The sequence below is a fragment of the Methylocaldum sp. 14B genome, assembly GCF_002005105.1.
Classification (GTDB): Bacteria; Pseudomonadota; Gammaproteobacteria; order Methylococcales; family Methylococcaceae; genus Methylocaldum.
The window spans coordinates 24,343-43,097 of sequence record NZ_MSCV01000043.1; the positions used below are offsets into that span (position 1 = coordinate 24,343).

Genomic DNA, 18,755 nt, shown 5'->3' on the forward strand with positions numbered 1-18,755 from the left:
TGTAGGGTTCTAAAGACCAATCGTTCAGAAAATACCGCGGTGATGGCGATGTTCGTGTATGGAGCGAGTAACTTACCTGCTCGCGCCATAATCCAGGATCGCTGACGGGATATCCGAAAGCGCGATGCTGCGTTCCACCGCTCCGAGTCTCACGGCCTCTTTCGGCATGCCGTACACAACACAGGTTTCTTCGTCCTGAGCCAAGGTTCGGCTCCCGGCCTCGCGCATCTCCTTCAGGCCGCGGGCGCCGTCGTCGCCCATGCCGGTCATGATCACCCCGAAAGCATTTTTTCCGGCGGTATTGGCCACGGAGCGGAACAACACGTCCACCGACGGGCGGTGCCGATTGACCAGCGGGCCGTCAATCACGTCCACGTAATAAAGAGCGCCACTACGTTTGAGCAGCATGTGGCGGCCGCCGGGTGCTATCAGTACCCGGCCGGGCAAGACCCGGTCGCCGTTGGCGGCTTCTTTGACTTCGACCGCGCTGAGCTTGTCCAGGCGGTTGGCAAAAGCGGTGGTGAATTTTTCCGGCATGTGCTGAACGACGACGATGCCGGGACAGACCCGAGGCAGAGCCGTGAGCACCGCTTCCAGAGCCTGCGTGCCGCCGGTGGAGGCGCCCAGGGCGACCACTTTGTCGGTTGTCTGCGTGAGAGGGCGATGAGAATAGGACAGCACGGCATCGGCTGTATGCTTGGGTTCGGCCTTGTGCGGCAGGCCCGCGAGCGTCAGCCGCTTGAGATCGGCCAGGGCCGCGGACTTGACGGCGTGGATCAGTTCTGCGGCGATGCTTTGCAGATGTTGCTTGATTCCCAGCTTGGCTTTGGCGACGACACCCACCGCGCCAGCGGACAAGGCTTGCAAGGAGGTTTCTGCGCCTTTCTCCGTGAGCGAGGAACAAATCACGACCGGGGTCGGGTGTTCCATCATGAGCTTCTTCAAAAAGGTGATTCCGTCCATGCGGGGCATTTCCACATCCAGGACGATGACGTCCGGCCACCGCCGTTTCATTCGCTCCATGGCGAAGAGGGGATCGGAAGCCGCGCCGATGACTTCCAGGGCGGGATCCTGGCTCAAGATATCACTGATGACCTGGCGCACTACGGCCGAGTCGTCCACGAGCATGACGCCTATTTTTTTCATTTAGATTCGTTCTTTCTTCTCGTCGTGGAAAATTCGATGAGCTCCTGGCGATGTTCGAGGCGGGTCTCGCCGCTCCAAAGTTCGAATGCCAGCTTCCTATACCCAACGCCACCCAAGTGTGCCTCGTCGATCCGGGAACCGAGGCGATTTGCCAGGTTTCTTGCGGCTTCCACGTTGCGTGCGCTCACGTTCAGGACGGCGGGTACGGAACGGTTCGAAAACATGTTTCCGCCGCCGAACAATCGAGCACGGTATTCGGACGACGGCGCTCCGGCGCGCAAGATTTCCCGGCGAAAGAGTTCCATAGCCTCGTCGGCATAGCGTCCGTCCGGTTCCGACGCCCGCCCGTGGCCGCGGGCCGGCAACATGTAATGGCACATGCCGCCGAGGCAGAGGCGCGGATGCCATAGAATCACGGCCACGCAGGAACCGAGCAGGGTAACCAGGCGCACTGCTCCTTGCCCGAAGTAGAAGTCGCCCGGACGCAAATGGATTTCCTGAAATCCGGGGGGCGAAACGGCGATGCATCTCATGGTTTGCGGTAAATGGTGGGGGCGACGGGTTTCAGAGTTTCATCGACACCGTTCAGGGTTTCCGCATGGCCGACGATAAAATGGCCGCCGGGTTTCAACGTCTGGATCAGACGGGCCACTATCCGTCGTTTTGCCGCCAGGTCGAAATAGATCATGACATTGCGCAGAAAGATGGCGTCAAACTCGCCGATCTTGGGGAGCGGTCCGTTCAGATTGATCTGAATGAATCGCATGCGGCTCTTCAGCGGGGTGTCGATGAGAAAAGTGCCTTTCTGAGAGCCGACTCCCTTGAGGCAATAGCGGGTCAAATGATCCTTGGGGATGTGTCTGGCCCGCTCCATGGAATAATGGCCGAGCCGGGCTTTTTCGAGGACGCGCCGACTGATGTCGGAGCCCAATACTTCCCAGGAACCGCTACCCAATCGATCGGCCAGCACCATGGCGATGCTGTAAGGCTCTTCGCCGCTGGAACAGGCCGCACTCCAGACCCGGAAGGTTTGAGCCCGGCGGTGGGAGCCGAGGATGTGGTTCTGCAAAAAATCGAAATGCCCCGGTTCGCGAAAGAAATAGGTCTCATTGGTGGTCAGTAGGTCGAGCGCGTGCTGAAGCTCCTCCGCCTCCCGTCGGTCGGTCAAGAGGCGAAAATAGTCCCCGTAACTGGTCAATCCGTGCTGGGCGAGACGCCGGGCTAATCGTCCGCATACTAGGGCTTTTTTCGCCGGCGACAGATGGATGCCGGCGATGTCGTAGAGGAGCTTTTGGTATTGGCGGAATTCATGATCGCTGAGGGTCAAAGCGTCCATGGTTCAAGAACGGTCGTTTTTCGGATAGACGATTTTGGTTTTGCGGCTCGCTCCTGCCGCCGGGAAGTTCGATGGCCGATCCGGACCGACTGGGCCGTCTTGCCGCCTATTCCCCGTTTCCATGGTCTCCTTGTCCCATCTCGGCGAGCAGAGCCATCTCGTCCACGGACAGCACCTTGGCGAGATCCAGCAAGATGACGAAGCGGCCGTCGAGTTTGCCCATACCGGCGATGAAATCGGTGCGGATCTTGGCGCCGAAGGCCGGCGCCGGCTCGATTTCGGCCGGCGGAAGCTCAACGACCTCGTTCACGGCATCGACGGTCACCCCGATGTCGTGGCGTTCTTCCTCGTGTTGCACCTCCACGATGACGATACAGCTTCGCCGGGTCACCTCGGCTAGGCCGCGGCCGAAGCGCGCATGGAGATCGATGACCGGCACCACCGCGCCGCGCAGATTGATGACGCCGCGGATAAAGGTCGGGGTCATGGGTACCGGCGTGACGTGGCCGTACTCGAGGATTTCCTTGACGTGAAGAATATCTAGGGCGAACAGCTCTCCGCCCAGTTGAAAAGTCAGGTATTGCTGTGCGCTGTCCGATTCGTGGTCGATCTGCGGCGACGACTTTTGGTGCGCAATGATATTCGCCATAGCGGCTCCTCGTTATTCGGATGCTTGTCTCAAAATTTTTCGAATTCGTGCTGGCTCATGGCGTAGGTTTCCAAGAGACGTGGCGCTTGGGCGGGTTTGGGTTGACGAACGGAGGGCTTGGCCGGCGCGTCCCGGTTCTCGCCTTGTGCCAGCCTGAAGAATTCCATGAGCTGTTGCAATTGCTCGGCTTGGCTGCTCATTTCCTCGGCGGTGGCGGCAAGCTCTTCCGAGGACGAGGCGTTCTGCTGCGTGATCTGGTTGAGCTGCATCATCGCCGTGGCGATCTGGTTCACGCCGGCGGATTGTTCGTTGGAAGCCGCGGTGATCTCCTGCACCAGATCGGAGGTCTTGGCGATGGAGGGCACGATATCATCCAAGAGCTTGCCGGCTTTCTCTGCCAGTTTCACGCTGCTGTCGGCCAATTCCCCGATCTCCTGGGCGGCGACTTGGGAGCGTTCGGCCAATTTCCGCACTTCCGCCGCCACCACGGCGAAGCCCTTGCCGTGATCGCCGGCGCGGGCGGCTTCGATAGCGGCGTTCAGGGCTAGGAGATTGGTTTGGTAGGCGATGTCGTCGATGATGCCGATCCTCTGGGCGATCTGGCGCATCGCTTCGACCGTGGACTGAACCGCCTCGCCGCCTTCCTTGGCCTCGGTGGAGGCTTTGCCGGCCATGCCGTCGGTGACCCGAGCGTTCTCGGCGTTCTGGTTGATGGAGGCGGACATCTCTTCGACGGCGGCGCTGGTTTCCTCGACGCTGGCCGCTTGTTCGCTGGAGGCTTGGGACAGGCTCTGGGCGGTTGCCGAGACTTCTTCCGAGGCGCTCGACAACTGGCCTGCCGCGCCGCGCACATCGGTGATGATGGCCGAGAGCTTATCCACCATGAACTTCATGGCGGCAACCACGCTGGTGGTATCGCCGTGCCGGGTCTCGACGGTGGCGGTAAGATCACCACCCGCCACCCGGCGCGCCACCTCCGCGACATAGCCGGGCTCGCCGCCAAGTTGCTTGGCGAGGTTGTTGACGAGCCACAAGCCGACCAGGGAGCCGATGAGAATGCTCGCGACGATCGTACCGATGGCAAAACTGAAGACGACGCGATAGCTTTCTTGCGCTTTGTCGAACTCCTGTTCGGCGACGGTCAATTGCAGATTGGACAGATCGGCGATCTTATCGGTGACCGGATCGATCACAGCGTAGAGCGGGCCATCGAATTCGCCGAGTTGTCCCACGATATTTCCGGTCTTGGCATCCAGTACCTCGAGCAGACGATCGATCTTTCGGTCGGACTCGCTAAACATCGACTTGACCGCGCTGACCAGTCTGCTCTCCTCTTCGGTCATGCGGGTAGCGGCGTAGGCGTTCCATTCCGTCCGGATGCGTTCGTTGGCACTGCGTATCCGCTGCCGGGCGTCTTCTGCGGTAATCAATCCGGCATTGGCCTTGTTGACCGCATCTATGATGTGGACGGCATAAGCGTCGGAAATCCTCTTCAGCTTTCTGAGAGGCACGACGCGGTCGTTATAGACGGTATGGAGCCCGGCGTTGCTTTGCTTCATGCCGGACAAACCGTTCCAGCCGATCATGATCTGAAAGGCGCAGAGCAGGAAAACCAGTCCGAGTAACCGGGTTCTGACGGTGAATCGATGGAATGCAGTCATTTTTGTTCTTCCTTTTTGTCGTGTGGGAAGTGATCGTTGTGTGTTTGCGTATTGCCTTCTCGTGCTTCTGAGCTGTCGTTTGCCGTTGGCTAGAGAAGGGTTCGCTTTCAGGCTGCTTTTTGAGCTTCCAGACCGGCGGCATACTGGATCAGCGAAAGCACATCCAGAATCAGCGCCACTTCGCCGGAGCCCAGGATGGTGAAGCCGCTGACGCCGCGCACCTTGCCGAATAGCTTGCCGAGCGGCTTGATCACGGTCTGGAACTCGCCCATTAGTTCGTCTACCAAAAGCCCCGCCTTTTGCCCGCCGAAGTGCGTCACGACGATGTTCTGACGGCGGGAGGTTTGGCCGTGTATCTTGAAGTGTTCGCGCAGGTTGAGGATGGGCAATACCTCACCCCTAAGATTCACATAGCAGCCGTGGCGCTGTTCCCGTTCATCAAGCTCTACGCATTCCGATACCACTTCCAGGGGAATCACATAGGAGCAGCCGGCGACGCTCACCAGGAAGCCGTCGATAATCGCCAGGGTCAAAGGCAGGCGAATGCGTACGGTCGAGCCTTGGCCCTGACGACTGTTGATTTCCACCATGCCGCGGAGCGCTTCGATATTGCGCCGCACGACGTCCATGCCGACGCCGCGTCCGGACAGGTTGCTGATCGTGTCGGCGGTGGAAAAACCGGGCTCGAAGATCAAGTTGTAAATCTCTTGCTCGCTCAGGTTTTGGCCGGCGTTCACCAGTCCCCGCTCTATTGCCTTGCTCAATATTTTGTCGCGATTCAATCCTCCGCCGTCATCGGTCACTTCGATGACGATGCTGCTGGATTCGTGATAGGCGTTGAGCCGAACCGTGCCCTTTGCCGGCTTGCCGGCAGCGACACGCCTATCGGTAGACTCGATTCCATGGTCGATCGCATTGCGCACCAGATGCGTCAGGGGATCGCCGATCTTTTCCACCACGGTTTTGTCCAGTTCGGTTTCAGCGCCGCTGATCTGGAGTTCGATGTCTTTGCCGAGTTCTTTGGAAACATCCCGGACAATGCGATTGAAGCGGTTGAAGGTTTCGCCAATCTGCACCATGCGCAACTGAAGGGCGCCGCCGCGGACTTCCTCGACCAGGCGCAGAATGGTGGAAAGCGCTTCTTGCAGTTCGCTGTCGTTCGTTCTCTGCGCCAGCAGGGATGCCGTCGCGCCGGCAATGACCAATTCGCCCACCTGATTGATGAGTTGGTCCAGCTTTCCGGAATCGACACGGATGAATCGGGATTCGCCGATTTTTGCGTCGCGGATTTTCTTTTGTTTTTCAAGAGCCGCTTCGACGACCGGTTGTTGCAGCATGCCTTCCTGCACCAGTATTTCGCCCATGGGCGGATGTCTTTGGGTTCTGGCGTCAATCTCGTTTTGCAGGGCCAGCGCCTCTTCGATTTCCCGAGGGGTGACGGCATCGGCTTCGATCAGGATCTCGCCCACCTTGTCCGCTTCTGCTTTGAGAGCTTCGATGCGTTCAATGGCGACTTCGGCGAAAGCGGGCGGCGGGGTGATGCGGATATGGCAATCCTCCCGTACGAACTCGAAGACGTTTTCGATGGTTTGTTTGTCCGCAGCGCTTCTGAAGTCGATTTCGAAACCGAGGTAACAGCTCTCCGGATCCATGAGCTCGGCGGGCGGAAGCCGTTCCGTTTTGGTTGCGAGATGAACGATTTCCCCGAGATTGCAGAGGTAGCGTATAAACGATGCCGGGTCGAAGCCGTTGCGCAGGACGTTTTCGCCGAAATCCACGACGATGCGCCAGCAGTCGCCGGACACGGCAGCTTCGCCGCAAACCTCTACCGGTGGGGGCGCTTTGGCCGGTAGGTGACCGGCATCGCTGCTAGCATCGGATGTCTCAAGATAGGCGCGTAATCGATGGAGCAGCCCGACGCCGTTGGACGTTGGGTCGACGTCTGATTCGGAGCCCGCCGCTGCAGCGTCGATGAGCACCGAGATTTCGTCGCACGATTGAAGTAAGAGGTTGGTCAAATCCGGCTGAGTCAGGATTTCGCCGGCGCGCATCCGATCCAGCACGTTTTCCACGACATGGGTGAAGGAGACGATGCCGTCAAGACCGAACAAGCCTGCCGAACCTTTGATGGTATGGGCAGCGCGAAAAATCGCGTTCAGGATATCCGGATCGTCCGGCGTCTGTTCCAGCCCCAGGAGCCCTTCTTCCATTTCTTGGAGTAGGGCGCGACCTTCTTCGATGAAGACCGGTAGTGCTTGATCCAGGTTCATGACGACCGTCCTCCCGCACCGTGCGCGGCGGTGATGACCAGCGGATCGCCGAAGAACCCCGCCAGGTTATACAGCTCGATCAATTCCAGAACAGCCGGGCTGTGCGAGGTCAGGCGAAGATTGCCGCCGGTACGATCGGTTTCCCTCTTGGCCAGCATGAGAAGTTGAAATCCCGCTGTGTCGATTTCGCTGATGCCGGATAAGTCGATTTCCAGTTCGTTTCCGGATTGCAGCATCGTCAGGAGTGGCTGTTTGATCTCCGCGGCATGATAGATGGTCAGTTCGCCGGAGAGACGCAATGCGCCGCCGTCTTCTGTGAATTCGATGGCCATGGCTAACGCTCTCTTAGGGTGCGATCAATTTCGATACGGCATCCAGCATTTGGGCAGGCTGGAATGGCTTGACGACCCAAGCCTTGGCGCCGGCCGCCTTGCCTTCGGCCATCTTGCTTTCTTGAGACTCGGTGGTGAGCATGATCACCGGAGTGAACTTGTAAGCTGGGAGCTGTTTCGCTTCTCTGACGAAGCTTATTCCGTCCATATTGGGCATGTTGACATCGCTGATGATCAGGTGGATTCGTTGCCCGTTCAGCTTGGTCAGGGCGTCTTGGCCGTCGCGGGCTTCGACGACGTCATAGCCCGCTCCTTTCAGGGCGATGCTCACGACCTGGCGAAGCGAAGCCGAATCGTCGACGATGAGAATGGTTTTGGCCACGGAGCTACTCCTTATGGATTAAAAGAAGGTAATGTTTGCGGATCGATCGGAACTGACAGGCTGTACGCCGGGGTGGTGCCGGCGTTGCTCTTCGGTGGTATAGGTTTGCGCCAATTCCTTGAGCCAAAGCTTGGCATCGATCGTTTCTTTTCCGGATGCTTCGGAAATACATGCATGGAGCTTTTCCAAATCGTCGCGCACGTGCCCCAGAATTTGGCTAACCCGGTCTTGGAATTGCAGCGAAACCAGAATGTCCGATAGCTCGTTCTTGATCTCTACGCTTTTTCCTTGAAGGATCTCGGCGGATTGGCACAAAGCGCCGCCCGCCTTGCTGAATTGGTCGAGAACACGGTTGATCGCGGTCTCGGAATCGGTCAGCAATTTCACGTCTTGATTGGCAGTTTTTTCGGAAAGCTCCAATGCCGAGGTGATGGCCTCGTTGACGACATTCACCCGTTCGCTGATCCGTTTTCCGGTTTCTCCGGAAAACGTCGACAATTTCCGTACTTCATCCGCGACGACCGCAAATCCTCTTCCGGCCTCCCCCGCGCGTGCGGCTTCGATGGCCGCGTTAAGGGCCAGCAAGTTGGTCTGCCCGGCGACATTGGCGACTTCCGCTGCCATCTGTTTCAACTCTTCCGTGAAGTGGGACAGTTGCAGGATTTCCTGCATCGCCATCCGCCTCATGTCGAGAGCGGTCTTTAAAGAGGCGAGAACTGAGTTCAATTCGTTTTGGCTCTGCGTTAGAAGCGAAACCATGCCGCTGTCGCCCGCTTGTCCACCGATATCCAAGGCCGCTTCTTGCGAAGCGATCACCGTGGTTTGTAGGTCGTGCGCAATATCGGCAAAGCGGTCGCTGAGTATGACTATGGCCTCTTCCATCTGCGACCGCCCCATCTCGATACATGCCGGCTCTTGTCACGTCCTAGAACCGTTTTCATTAGTCAAAATAAAGCTCGCACCCTCGGTAACTGCATAGCGGTTAAAGAGGGCGTTATTTGGGTAAGGTTGTTATTTCAGTGCTGGGGATAAGAGGATTCGCGGCAAACTGCCACTATGTATCCCTAAAGGTCGACACTATCGGCACTCCTTATCGAGTCGGATATGTGGCCATGCGTGCATATGACACGATTGTCTATGACGCTGAGCACAGCCGTTTGTGTCGGCGGGAAGAGTCCAAGATGGCCCGTGCTGGGGCTGCTGTTCGAAAATTTTCCCGGTACATCGACTTGCGGCCGCAGCCTTGATTTCCGTGACGATTCCGGGGCTATATTCAAACTAATCAGACCAGGCGGTCGTAGCCATTAGCAATTGAAACTTTCCCGAGCATTTTTCCAGCGAATGTAAGTCTGGTACGGATATCACAGAATGAAAGTAAGAAAATTCTGATTTTTTTGTAGGAAAAACGGAATTAGATGTAGGGGTGTCGGATGCTTGCCGTCTCGAAGGTATGGTTCGCCAAAGCGTGCAGGCTAAGGGAGGGAGAGAGGGGGTGAGTCCGTCAAGGTGGTGTAAATTCCGAGGGTGAACTCCGGTTCACTCTCACAACTGGATTGCAGCGTGCGTCCATCCAAAATCGCAGCCTTCGGCTGCGGTTTTCGCCCCTGAGCCAGGCGCAAACCTTCGCGGAGATCGTGCACGATCGCGTCGAAGCAGCCCGCCGCGAGCCAACGCCGGGTCTGCCGATAGACGGCTCCCCACGGCGGCAAGTCATGCGGCAACATCATCCGCAGGGCTCACCGGTCCGCACCAACCAACGCAAGCAATTGACGATTTCGCGCAGATCGTGCTGGCGTTGGGGCGCGGCCGCCTTCATCAAGGTTAAATAAGGGACCGCGAACGTCCATTCGTCGTCTGAAACATCGCTGGGGTAAGGTTTTCGAGTAAGCATCCCTGCAGTACCTTGCCCACAGCAAAAAGTTCATAACACGCTCTGGAGTGTCAGACAGGAAACTGACACATTATTCGACAATAAGCACGCAAATCAGGAAAGCCGCGGGCTGTAACGTTTCTTTCACAATCTTATCCACGGACTTTTCCACCCGAACTGTGGATAAACGGATGCATTCCGAGGCTCTTGCCTTCCTCACTTTTTTATGTCAAATGGTTGTGCGAAGTCTGGGCGAATGGACGTGAGAATAACTGGGGTAGGCTGATTCCAGCACGGTCGATGCGTCTTCGTAGATTCGGTCCTGGTTACCCGCCTCGTGATACCGACGGAGTAGTGTGAGCAGATCGATGGCGTCCTTGGGATCTTCTCGGCCACGGTCAACCCAAGCAAAGAGTTTGAGGATGACAATCCCAGCGATGGAAGCTACCGATACGATAAGTCTAGGTTCAACTTCAACTGGCACCGCGGATACCAAGGCATCTCGGTAGCCGGCGACGTTCATTAGGATACTCATGTCCGGCGGCCAAGCGATGGTATTTTTTTCGACTTCGAGCCCACCAAACGGGATTAAATCCACGACGAATTTACGCCTACAGCCTGCTGGTTGGTAAAGCAGCCGCTGCATTACCCGCTCCATTTCTTGAAAACCGGAGCCGGTGACAAGATATCTCTTGATTGCCTTAAACTGGTCCCAGTTTTCAACCGCAAAAGCAAAATCGATATCGCGGGTAGCACGTTCAGCCTGCAGCCCGAATACGTGCTCAAGCAAGATGATTCTGGCGGTTGCTCCTACCAGGAAGGCTTCCAGACCCAGAGCAACTGATGCATTCTGAATTTCTCTCAGGACCGCGAGGGTAATGGGGTCGATCGGGCGCTCAGCCCTGGGTGCCAGAACCATCGATGCTCTGCTCGTAGATCATGTGCGCCGTTTCAAGATTCCGCGGATCGAGGGTGGCGAGAAGGTCCGCGTAGACGAGGATCGGTGGCACGGTTTCGGACAGGGTGTCATCGGCTGGAAAATTCCAGAAGGCATCCAATACCTCGATCTCACCTTTAGGATCAGCACGCAGCTTGTTTTCGACCACTAGCTTCGTGAGATTTTGACGAACGTTTTCGGGTCGGAAATACAGAGTGAAGGTGTTGGGCCTCAAATAGCCGGTCAGCTTGTCGGCCGCGACTTCGCCGCCCCATTGGGCTCCGTACCGGGTGACATCGACTTGCCGCCACCAGTCCGGAGTCGGAGCATGAAACCGTCTTGGGTTTAACTTCGGACGGAGCTTGATGGGGTAGTTGGTCACCCATTCGTCAATCAATCGCTTGCGCTCCAGAATGCGTCGCTCGCCCATTCCCTTGCCGATTATGGCGTAACCCCTGTTATTCAGATCTAAAAAAACCTCTCCCACCGTCCCCAGCGCAACGCCGGCCGCTCGATTGATCTCGCGATAAGGTGCATTGACCAACTCGGGACGGCATAGCAGGACGAATATCACTCTAAGGGCAGTTGCAGTACCTGCACGAGGTGGTTCCGCAGTTGTGATATCCATCCCCTCCTTGGCTCGAGGGCGCAGTCCTTTCACGAATATAAACAGGCCTAGGTCATGAAGATAGGCGTTGCCGTTGGCATCGATGAACTGCACGTCCAGTTCACGGCATTTGTCGGCCATTTCAGCGGTGATCCGCGGGGCCACGAGTAAGCCGGGCTGCTGAAATGAATCGAATTGGTTCCTGACTTGGCCGATCGCGGTAAAGCGATCGATTCGTTTGATTTCAGCCCTATAACGATGGGGCTGACCGGCTACGTCGATTTCCACGGCTGCATCGACTCTGACTCCCTGTTCCAATAAGGGCTCCGCGGCGATGATTTTCCCGGTCAAGCCAGTGGTTTCCTGCAGTGCGGCTAAGGCACGCTCTAGAAGGGCTTGCTCTTTGTGATGCAGGGATTCTTCTCGATAGCGAAGCGGCATGTTCACATTTAATCATTTGTTCACGTAACGTGAACATTATAAGACAGCGAACACAAGATCAAGCGAAATGTTCACGTAATGATCATGTTCACGATGCATGAACATGATCATTACGTGAACGTCGCGGGCAATCAGAAGACGGAGTATCTATGAACTGAAAATCGCGTCGGCGCCCGCCTCGATAGAGCCAAGCATGAGTTCAGATAGATTTCCGATAGCCACGGAAGAGCCCTATATGGCCAGAAATAGAGGCTGCTCTCATTGTCTGAAATTCGGCCATTTGCGGCCATTCAGTCTGTCCAATACCTGTCGGTCACGAACGACTGCTTTCCTCAACGTCGAGCGAGCAGCACGTGCCCGAATGAGCCACTCGGCCAGGGACTCCGAACAGTAGCAAACCGAGACAAAGCGGATGTTTGGTTGTGACAGGAAACCGTCCAAAGCTAGCGCAATGATGACGCGCTGCACGAGGGGGTGTCACTTTCGCCGTTCAGTCTTTTTCACGGGCCGGCCTCCGCTCGACCGACGCGCCTCAACCTTACATTGCTCACGCCCAGCAGGCTTTCCCTTTCTATGGTGGACAAATAGGGCGTGGCGGGGGCGGCTTACTGGATCTAGCGAGAAGATTGGACGGCGCCTACAGTCCGGGCAGCCAGTTGTGCGCCTCACTCTGGCAATGCGGCACTAGGCATAGTGACCCAGTGATTGTGGAGGCGTCTTCACCACCGCTTTAACCAGGGCTGGATGGCTTGTAGCTTTCGGGCCACCACCCCGTAATCGACGGGCATGGTTCTGAGCTGGTCGAGCTTCGGCACGTCGGGCGGGGTTTCCACGCCAGGGTGCAGTGGAATTTGGGCGCAGTCGGCGAAAGCCAGCTTGCGCTCGGTGTCCGGAGACAGGAGGTAATCGACGAGCTTGCGGGCGGCCTCCGGGTGCTGCGCGCCCCGGATCGGCACGACGGCGTTGGGCAGGATCAGGCAACCCGGTTCGCCCTCGCCCTGGTCCGGGCAGATCATCTCGACGGGTTTGCCCTGGCGCATGCGGTTGACCGCGTCATCGCTGTCCACCAAACTGAACTCGAATTCCCCGGCGGCCACCAGGTCCGCGCTTTCGCCATTGCTGGTGGAAATCTTGGTGCCGTTCCTTTTTAGGGCGTCCATAAACCCTTTGGTCCGCTCATCGCCCCACAGCGTGAACAGGGCCGCCACATGGGTGGCGGTCGTGCCGAACAAGGGATTGGCAATAACGCCTTTGCCCGCCCACTTGGGATCGGTATAGGCGGCGAGGCTTTGCGGCTTGAGGCGGGCCTTGTGGTGGACGATAAACACCCGCGCCCTTGCGGAAAAGCCGGTCCAGTACCCTTCGGGGTCCTTGAAGACCTTAGGGATGCCTTCGCCATTGGGGGACCGGTAAGGCGCCGAAACACCCCGCTGCTTCAGGACTTCCGCCCGGATCGGTTCGTTCGCCCAATAGACGTCCGCCTGCGGGTTGTTCTTCTCGGCGAGCAGCCGGTTCATGACGCCGGTACCCTTGGTTTCCTCGGTGTCGTACACCGCTTTGACGCGGATGCCGGTATCCCGCTCGAAATCCCTGAGGATCGGTTCCGAGAACACTTGATCCTCGCTGGCATAAACCACGACCGTGGCTTCCGCGCCCACGGCAGTCCGGACGAGCGCCAGGCTCAGCAGCAGCGATAGCCATCTGTAGGATTGCATTGTCATCGTTGCCTCCTTAAGGGTTTGGCGAAAACAGCAGATTCAGGCCGATGAGCAAAGTCAGTTCCGGCTCGTCCCGGAACGAGCGGCCGGCGGACACCATCAACACCCGGCCGGGGGCCATGACCCACTTTCCGCCCAGGTTGAAGCCGGCGTTGGGCTCGCCGCCGGGGGATGGGGACGTAATGGCGAACACCTCGCCGCCGAGCTTGAGCCGCTTGCCCACGGCGTGCTCCAAGGCCAAACCGAAAAACCAGTAACTTTTGCCCTCGGCCCCGGCCCACAGCTTGTAACGCGCATCGCCGTAGATCACGGTGTCGCCCCACTGCTTCTGATAGAGCAGCGGCAATTGCAGGGTCGCGCGCCCGGCACCGAGGCCCCTTTTCTCGTCTCCCGTGGGCAGGGTGAGCTGGGGGTTGATGCCGAAATACCCCGCTTCGGCGTCGAGGCCGAAGCGCCGCTTGTACTCGAACAGCACATCGCCCACGCCGGAGCGCAATCCGCCTTCGGCGGGGAGCCTGTAGGGCGCGGGCAGCTCGATGCTGAGCTGGGTGTAAGGGTCGTAGCCGTAATTGACGTCCACGCGCACGAATTCGCCGATCGCCGAACCATCCCGGCTGCGTTCCATGAACCAGGGCAGGTTGATCTCCCACTGGCCCGGTTCCGGCGGGTCGGGATCGTTGGTGAAGAAGGGCGGGCCGCCGAAGGCGGAGGCCGATCCGGCCAAAACCAAAGAGAAGACCCACCGAGTGGACGCCGGCGTGCCACGGCCCATCGATTATCGGGCGGTCACCACCAGATCGTCGAACGAACTGGCCGCATCCGCCTTGCTCCAAAAGCCGATCCCGCCCGCCTTCATAAAGGTTCTATCGGTAGTCTCCAGATATTTCCGGTCGTTCAAATAGGCTTCGATCTTGTCTCCCTGCTGAACGATCTTCAACCGGAACCATTCGCCGGATTTCACGCCGGAGATGTTCGCGCTGTCCAGTTGCTTGCGCCGCCCGTCCTTCACGAAGTACAGGCGGATGTTGTCTTCCAGGGGGTTATAGCGGGCGACGTAATAGTTATTGGCGTCCTGCACCCGCCAGATGAGACCACCCCCCTGATCTTCCTTGCCGCCGTCGGCGCGGAGGCTGACTTCGATGGCGCCGTCCCGGAATTTCACCGCGTTCGTCCAGCACAAGTTAAAAACATCCCCGGAATCGTCGTGAATCTTCGTGATCGCCAGAACATGGGGCGCGCTCGGCGCCTTGGGATCGGCCTTGACTTGCCACTCCGCCGGGGGACCGCCGGGATTCGTGGCCGCGATGGTCCAGCCGGGCGGAATGCCGCCCGGCGTCAGTTCATCGAAGCTCAGCCGGGATACCGCGGGACTCGTAGCCGCTTTCTCCTCGGCCGAGACCAGACCGGTGAATGTGCACAGCCCGAGGCACACAGCCAAATGGATGAGTTGTTTTGTCGCCATGATCAAGGGTTTCTCCTCTGGGTTTCCAAGGCGGATTGGAGCGCCCGCGCCAAATCGACCGTGGGGCCGACGCCCCAGTAGTGCAGGAAGACCGTTCGTGGCGATTCCATGGTCATGTGGCTGTGGATCGCTACGATCTGGATGCCGGCGCGGCGCAGCGCTTTGAGCACCGGCTGCAGTTCGTCCTCGCACATGACGAAGTCACCGTCGACGACCGCTTGCTCGTCGCTGCCTGCGAACGCGGCCCAGGTGTTGACGCCCATCGTGCTGCCGAGGGTGTTACCTTCCATGGTCGTGGTTCGCCCGAGGGTGATCTTGAAGACGCCTCCGGCCAACTCGCCTTTGGCGCCGATGACCGCCTCGATTTTCTTGGGATCGAGCGAGGTTTGGGCGGGGTCGATGGCAGCGAAGGGTACCTCGCCTCGGCCGCCGCGGGTCTCCTCGACTTTGGCGAATACCTCGCCCACGGCGGCCGCCAGCTTTTCTTCATCCCCCGTGCCGCCGATGTGCATGAACATCACCTTGGGGGAATCCCAGAAGAAATGGTTGTGCAGGGCGGTGATTTCGAGGCCGTTGTCGAGGGCCACGCTCATGACCGGATTCACCTGATCTTCGAGCAGGACCATGTCGCCCATGACCAGGGTTCGGCCCCCCGCCTTCATGAACGCGGCCCACGAGGTCAGCCCCAGGGGCGGCGTCATTTTGACGCCCGCCGCGGTCACCCGGAGATCGGCGCGTGGCTGGCTGACTTTGAATACGCCCTCCTTTTCGTCCAGTTTCCCTTTGACGCCGGTCAGCCGCTCGATTCTTGCCGTATCGAGCCCTTGCCCGCCGCTGGGGGCCTCCGCCGCAGCCGGGCCGGGCAAGAGGTTCAAGAGCGTTATCATGAAGATGGCGGTCAAGCGGTAAATCGTATCTCTGTTCATGGAGAATACCTCGATCGGTCTCACAGTGTGTTCACCGTTTGCCGGCAATAGGCATAAAGGGCCTCGTAGACGATGAATTCCTTTTCCAGAATCTCCCCATCATCCTTCAGTCCCAGGTGCTGAAATCCCTCGGCGATGGCCTTGAGCCCCGCGGCTTCCGGCCGCCCGTAGAGGTCCTGTTTCACGTCCGCGCCGTGCACGATTCTCGCGAGCAGGGCCACGGCGGGATCGTCGATCCGGTACTTGGCCACGACCGCCTCGAAACTGCACCGGCCCTCGTGGTGCCCGAGTTCCACGCCGGGGACATCGAAAGGAATAGCGCCGTGTCGCTCGGCCACCGCCAGGACCTGGTCGGCCGGAACGAACAAGAACTCGGCCTCAGGGTCAATGAACTTTTTGATGAGCCAGGGGCAGGCCACCCGGTCCACCTTAACGTTCTCGCGCGTGATCCACTTCATGATGTTTGACCTCCAGTGAGTTATGGAAGCAGTTTTTTATCGGCGCCTTTCTCGGTATGCGTGAGCACGCCTGCCGCGGCGAAGGCCGCGTAAACAGGTAGCACGCGCCCATGGCATCCAAGAGATCCACGATGAGGACCTTGCGGACGGGTTCGTCCACCTCTTGAGTTCTAACCACTTCGCCACGCGCGCTATCCCGTTGACCGATGCCATTCCGTCTTATCCCTTTACACCGGCCGATTCCGCCGTCCCGTCAGTACCCGAGGCGAGGAGTCCCCGGCGAACCTGGTCGAAGTGGGCGCGGATTTCCTCCACCGACCCCTGGCGGACGATGGCGCCCGCGCGCATCACCACGATCCGCTGGGCGATGGCGAACGCCTCGTCCAGATTGTGGGTGACGTAGAGCAGGGTGAATCCGAGTGCTTCCTGGAGCGCCAGAATCTCGCGGCGCAGTTCGAGGGCCAGTTCAAAGTCCAGGCTGGACAGGGGTTCGTCCATGAGCAGCAGGCGGGGTTGGGTGACGAGGGCACGGGCCAGGGCGACACGCTGCTGCTCGCCGCCCGAAAGTTCGCCGGGGCGCGCGTCCGGCCGCGATTCCAGGCGCACCAACCGCAGGGTTTCCCGGATGCGCCGTTCCCGCTCCGCCCTGGCAACGCCCTGCGCCTTCAGGCCGAATTCCAGATTCCCGCGCACCGTGAGATGCGGCCACAGGGCCAGGTCCTGAAACACCATGCCGAGACCCCGCTGTTCGGGTTCCAGGTCAAGGCGGCCGGCTTCCGCCGCGACCGCCCCGTCCAGCAGTACGGCGCCCCGCTCGGGCACGCGGAAACCGGCGGCGAGGCGCAGCACCGTGGTCTTGCCGCAGCCGGAAGGGCCGAGCAGCACGACCCGCTCGCCGGCTTCCACGTCCAGGGAAAAATCCCGCACCGCCGGCTTGCCCCGATAGGACGCCCAAACCTGCCGGAACTCGACGGCGCTCATGGCGAGTGCGCCTCTCTGCGAAGGCCAAGTCCAGTCAGGATGAGCGGCGGCAGTGCCGCGGCCACCAACAAGGCGCACAGCGCCGCCACCAACCCGAACGGGCTGTTGGCCATCACGGTGAAGATGCGCACCGGCAGGGTGTCCCCGCCGGGCGGGTACACCAGCAGGGCGAGTCCGGTATCGCGCAGGCAAAAGAGGTAAGCGACCAGCCAGGCGGTCAGGAGTCCTCGCCGGCTCAGGGGCAGCGCGATGAACAGGATCCGCCGCCACCAGCCAGCCCCGGCCACGGCCGCCGCCTGCTCCAGGGACGGCGGGAGGCGCGCCAGAGCGCTGTGGGCGATGCCCCCGGACAATGCTCCATACTGGATGAGATACCCCAACAGCAGGAGACCCGGCGAGGCGTAGAAGCCGGCAGTCGCAGGTTGGTTCCACAGTCCGATCAGGCCGATGCCTACAACTGAGCTGGGCAGGATCAGGAGCAGCAGGGCGGCGAATTCGGTGAGGCCTGCGCCGCGCGTCCGCTCGCGCCACAAAAGCCCCAGAAAAAATCCGAAGGCCGTCAAAAGGCTCGCCCCGAGCGCAGCGTACAACAGGCTGCGCCCGAGGGCATCGCCCGCCCGACGCCACGCGTCGCCGAAGTCCGCCGGGGCGGCTTGAAGCAGTAGTGCGCCGAGCGGCAACACCACGAGCATCAAAAGCAGACTGGATACGCCGACCGTCCATAGCCATTTGCAAGCGCCCAGGCGGATGGAAAGCGAGGTTCCCGCCGGCCGAAGATCGGGTGCCGCGAAGCGCCGCGAGCGCCATTCCGCCGCCAGCGGCAAGCCCACGACCAGCGCCAGCGGAGCCGCTGCCGCGATGGCCGCGTCGAAATCGTAGAAGGCCGCGAACTGGGTCAGGATTTCCACCGGGTACACGTCATAGCGCAGGAACATGGGCACGGTGAGTTCGCCCAGGACCAGCAGAAACACCAGGACAGCGCCGAATAGAACGCCCGGCCCAACGGCCGGCAGGGTGATGCGGCCAAGCACTTTCGGCCAGGCGGCGTACAGCCTCGCAGCCTCCTCCAGGCGGGGATTGACGCTATGGAGGAGGGTCGCCGTGAGTAGCACGATCAGGGGCAGAAACACCGTGGCCAGCGTTACGGCACAGCCCGGCAGTCCGAACAGCCATTCTGAGAGAGTTCCGGCCACTGAAGCGGGCAGCAGGCGGGCGAGCCAACCCTCCCGCCCCAGCAGGGCGAACCAGCCGAGCGCGAGGAAATAGGGCGGGAGCAGCAGGGGCAGGATGAACCCCGCGGCGAACAGGCGCCGCCCCGGCAGATCGGTCTTGCCGAGCAGCAGGCCGAGCGGCACGCCGAGTCCCAGCGCGCCCAGGGTGGCCAGTCCCGCGAGCAGCACGCTCCGACCGAAGAGCCGAGGCAGGCGGGGCGATGCCCACAGGTCCCGATAGCGATCCAGGCCGAACATTCCGTCCACGGTGAGACTCGATGCGAACATGACCACGAGCGGCGCCAATCCCAGCCCCAGAAACAAGGTTGCCGCAAGGGTCAGGGTGAGGCGTCTCGAACCCATGGAAC

18 protein-coding genes and 1 pseudogene are annotated in these 18,755 nt (G+C 59.7%); all 19 read right to left on the minus strand.

What is annotated here, in order from left to right; all coding sequences use genetic code 11:
- Positions 1–72: 72 nt before the first annotated feature.
- Positions 73–1,146 carry a chemotaxis response regulator protein-glutamate methylesterase gene (locus B2A78_RS23105; protein WP_077732407.1) on the minus strand — a complete coding sequence of 358 codons (1,074 nt, stop codon included), beginning with the start codon at positions 1,144–1,146 and terminating at the stop codon, positions 73–75.
- Positions 1,143–1,679, minus strand: coding sequence for a hypothetical protein (locus B2A78_RS23110; RefSeq protein ID WP_077732408.1), 537 nt, complete (start codon positions 1,677–1,679; stop codon positions 1,143–1,145). Before B2A78_RS23110 ends, B2A78_RS23105 begins: the two co-directional genes overlap by 4 nt.
- Complete coding sequence (locus B2A78_RS23115) at positions 1,676–2,482, minus strand: protein-glutamate O-methyltransferase CheR (protein WP_077732409.1); 807 nt, start codon at positions 2,480–2,482, stop codon at positions 1,676–1,678. The genes B2A78_RS23110 and B2A78_RS23115 overlap by 4 nt, the downstream gene beginning before the upstream one ends.
- Positions 2,483–2,588: 106 nt before the next feature.
- Complete coding sequence (locus B2A78_RS23120; RefSeq protein WP_077732410.1) at positions 2,589–3,131, minus strand: chemotaxis protein CheW; 543 nt, start codon at positions 3,129–3,131, stop codon at positions 2,589–2,591.
- A gap of 29 nt (positions 3,132–3,160) precedes the next feature.
- Positions 3,161–4,792, minus strand: a complete 1,632-nt coding sequence (locus B2A78_RS23125) for a methyl-accepting chemotaxis protein (RefSeq protein WP_077732411.1) — start codon at positions 4,790–4,792, stop codon at positions 3,161–3,163.
- Between the two features lie 107 nt (positions 4,793–4,899).
- A complete protein-coding gene (locus B2A78_RS23130; RefSeq protein WP_077732412.1) occupies positions 4,900–7,062 on the minus strand; it encodes a chemotaxis protein CheA in 2,163 nt (720 codons plus the stop codon).
- On the minus strand, positions 7,059–7,394 hold the full coding sequence (locus B2A78_RS23135) for an STAS domain-containing protein (protein WP_077732413.1): 336 nt from the start codon (positions 7,392–7,394) through the stop codon (positions 7,059–7,061). Before B2A78_RS23135 ends, B2A78_RS23130 begins: the two co-directional genes overlap by 4 nt.
- A gap of 13 nt (positions 7,395–7,407) precedes the next feature.
- The gene (locus B2A78_RS23140; RefSeq protein WP_077732414.1) at positions 7,408–7,776 is read right to left on the minus strand and encodes a response regulator; all 369 of its coding nucleotides are present in this window, start codon (positions 7,774–7,776) and stop codon (positions 7,408–7,410) included.
- 18 nt (positions 7,777–7,794) lie between these two features.
- Complete coding sequence (locus B2A78_RS23145) at positions 7,795–8,658, minus strand: methyl-accepting chemotaxis protein (protein ID WP_276205419.1); 864 nt, start codon at positions 8,656–8,658, stop codon at positions 7,795–7,797.
- A gap of 650 nt (positions 8,659–9,308) precedes the next feature.
- A pseudogene (locus B2A78_RS26775) lies at positions 9,309–9,667 on the minus strand (transposase); the annotation flags it as partial.
- A gap of 208 nt (positions 9,668–9,875) precedes the next feature.
- On the minus strand, positions 9,876–10,565 hold the full coding sequence (locus B2A78_RS23160; protein ID WP_077732418.1) for a nucleotidyl transferase AbiEii/AbiGii toxin family protein: 690 nt from the start codon (positions 10,563–10,565) through the stop codon (positions 9,876–9,878).
- Complete coding sequence (locus B2A78_RS23165; protein WP_077732419.1) at positions 10,543–11,631, minus strand: type IV toxin-antitoxin system AbiEi family antitoxin; 1,089 nt, start codon at positions 11,629–11,631, stop codon at positions 10,543–10,545. Before B2A78_RS23165 ends, B2A78_RS23160 begins: the two co-directional genes overlap by 23 nt.
- A gap of 719 nt (positions 11,632–12,350) precedes the next feature.
- On the minus strand, positions 12,351–13,352 hold the full coding sequence (locus B2A78_RS23170; protein WP_143735296.1) for an extracellular solute-binding protein: 1,002 nt from the start codon (positions 13,350–13,352) through the stop codon (positions 12,351–12,353).
- A gap of 10 nt (positions 13,353–13,362) precedes the next feature.
- On the minus strand, positions 13,363–14,121 hold the full coding sequence (locus B2A78_RS23175) for a transporter (protein ID WP_077732421.1): 759 nt from the start codon (positions 14,119–14,121) through the stop codon (positions 13,363–13,365).
- Between the two features lie 3 nt (positions 14,122–14,124).
- Entirely contained in the window at positions 14,125–14,811 is a 687-nt protein-coding gene (locus tag B2A78_RS23180; protein ID WP_205780883.1) for a family 16 glycoside hydrolase, read from the minus strand.
- A gap of 2 nt (positions 14,812–14,813) precedes the next feature.
- Positions 14,814–15,737, minus strand: a complete 924-nt coding sequence (locus tag B2A78_RS23185) for a DUF1259 domain-containing protein (RefSeq protein ID WP_077732422.1) — start codon at positions 15,735–15,737, stop codon at positions 14,814–14,816.
- Positions 15,738–15,757: 20 nt separating this feature from the next.
- Positions 15,758–16,195, minus strand: a complete 438-nt coding sequence (locus B2A78_RS23190; protein ID WP_077732423.1) for a chromate resistance protein ChrB domain-containing protein — start codon at positions 16,193–16,195, stop codon at positions 15,758–15,760.
- 219 nt (positions 16,196–16,414) lie between these two features.
- Positions 16,415–17,254: an ABC transporter ATP-binding protein gene (locus tag B2A78_RS23195; protein WP_240502648.1), complete on the minus strand. Its 840-nt coding sequence runs from the start codon at positions 17,252–17,254 to the stop codon at positions 16,415–16,417.
- Positions 17,173–18,750 carry an ABC transporter permease subunit gene (locus tag B2A78_RS23200; RefSeq protein WP_077732425.1) on the minus strand — a complete coding sequence of 526 codons (1,578 nt, stop codon included), beginning with the start codon at positions 18,748–18,750 and terminating at the stop codon, positions 17,173–17,175. Before B2A78_RS23200 ends, B2A78_RS23195 begins: the two co-directional genes overlap by 82 nt.
- Between the last annotated feature and the right edge of the window lie 5 nt (positions 18,751–18,755).

Coding starts and splice junctions, on each gene's coding strand:
- B2A78_RS23105 (WP_077732407.1), bottom strand. CDS start 1,146: ATGAAAAAAATAGGCGTCATGCTCGTGGACGACTCGGCCGTAGTGCGC.
- B2A78_RS23110 (WP_077732408.1), bottom strand. CDS start 1,679: ATGAGATGCATCGCCGTTTCGCCCCCCGGATTTCAGGAAATCCATTTG.
- B2A78_RS23115 (WP_077732409.1), bottom strand. CDS start 2,482: ATGGACGCTTTGACCCTCAGCGATCATGAATTCCGCCAATACCAAAAG.
- B2A78_RS23120 (WP_077732410.1), bottom strand. CDS start 3,131: ATGGCGAATATCATTGCGCACCAAAAGTCGTCGCCGCAGATCGACCAC.
- B2A78_RS23125 (WP_077732411.1), bottom strand. CDS start 4,792: ATGACTGCATTCCATCGATTCACCGTCAGAACCCGGTTACTCGGACTG.
- B2A78_RS23130 (WP_077732412.1), bottom strand. CDS start 7,062: ATGAACCTGGATCAAGCACTACCGGTCTTCATCGAAGAAGGTCGCGCC.
- B2A78_RS23135 (WP_077732413.1), bottom strand. CDS start 7,394: ATGGCCATCGAATTCACAGAAGACGGCGGCGCATTGCGTCTCTCCGGC.
- B2A78_RS23145 (WP_276205419.1), bottom strand. CDS start 8,658: ATGGAAGAGGCCATAGTCATACTCAGCGACCGCTTTGCCGATATTGCG.
- B2A78_RS23160 (WP_077732418.1), bottom strand. CDS start 10,565: ATGGTTCTGGCACCCAGGGCTGAGCGCCCGATCGACCCCATTACCCTC.
- B2A78_RS23165 (WP_077732419.1), bottom strand. CDS start 11,631: ATGCCGCTTCGCTATCGAGAAGAATCCCTGCATCACAAAGAGCAAGCC.
- B2A78_RS23170 (WP_143735296.1), bottom strand. CDS start 13,352: ATGACAATGCAATCCTACAGATGGCTATCGCTGCTGCTGAGCCTGGCG.
- B2A78_RS23175 (WP_077732421.1), bottom strand. CDS start 14,121: ATGGGCCGTGGCACGCCGGCGTCCACTCGGTGGGTCTTCTCTTTGGTT.
- B2A78_RS23180 (WP_205780883.1), bottom strand. CDS start 14,811: ATGGCGACAAAACAACTCATCCATTTGGCTGTGTGCCTCGGGCTGTGC.
- B2A78_RS23185 (WP_077732422.1), bottom strand. CDS start 15,737: ATGAACAGAGATACGATTTACCGCTTGACCGCCATCTTCATGATAACG.
- B2A78_RS23190 (WP_077732423.1), bottom strand. CDS start 16,195: ATGAAGTGGATCACGCGCGAGAACGTTAAGGTGGACCGGGTGGCCTGC.
- B2A78_RS23200 (WP_077732425.1), bottom strand. CDS start 18,750: ATGGGTTCGAGACGCCTCACCCTGACCCTTGCGGCAACCTTGTTTCTG.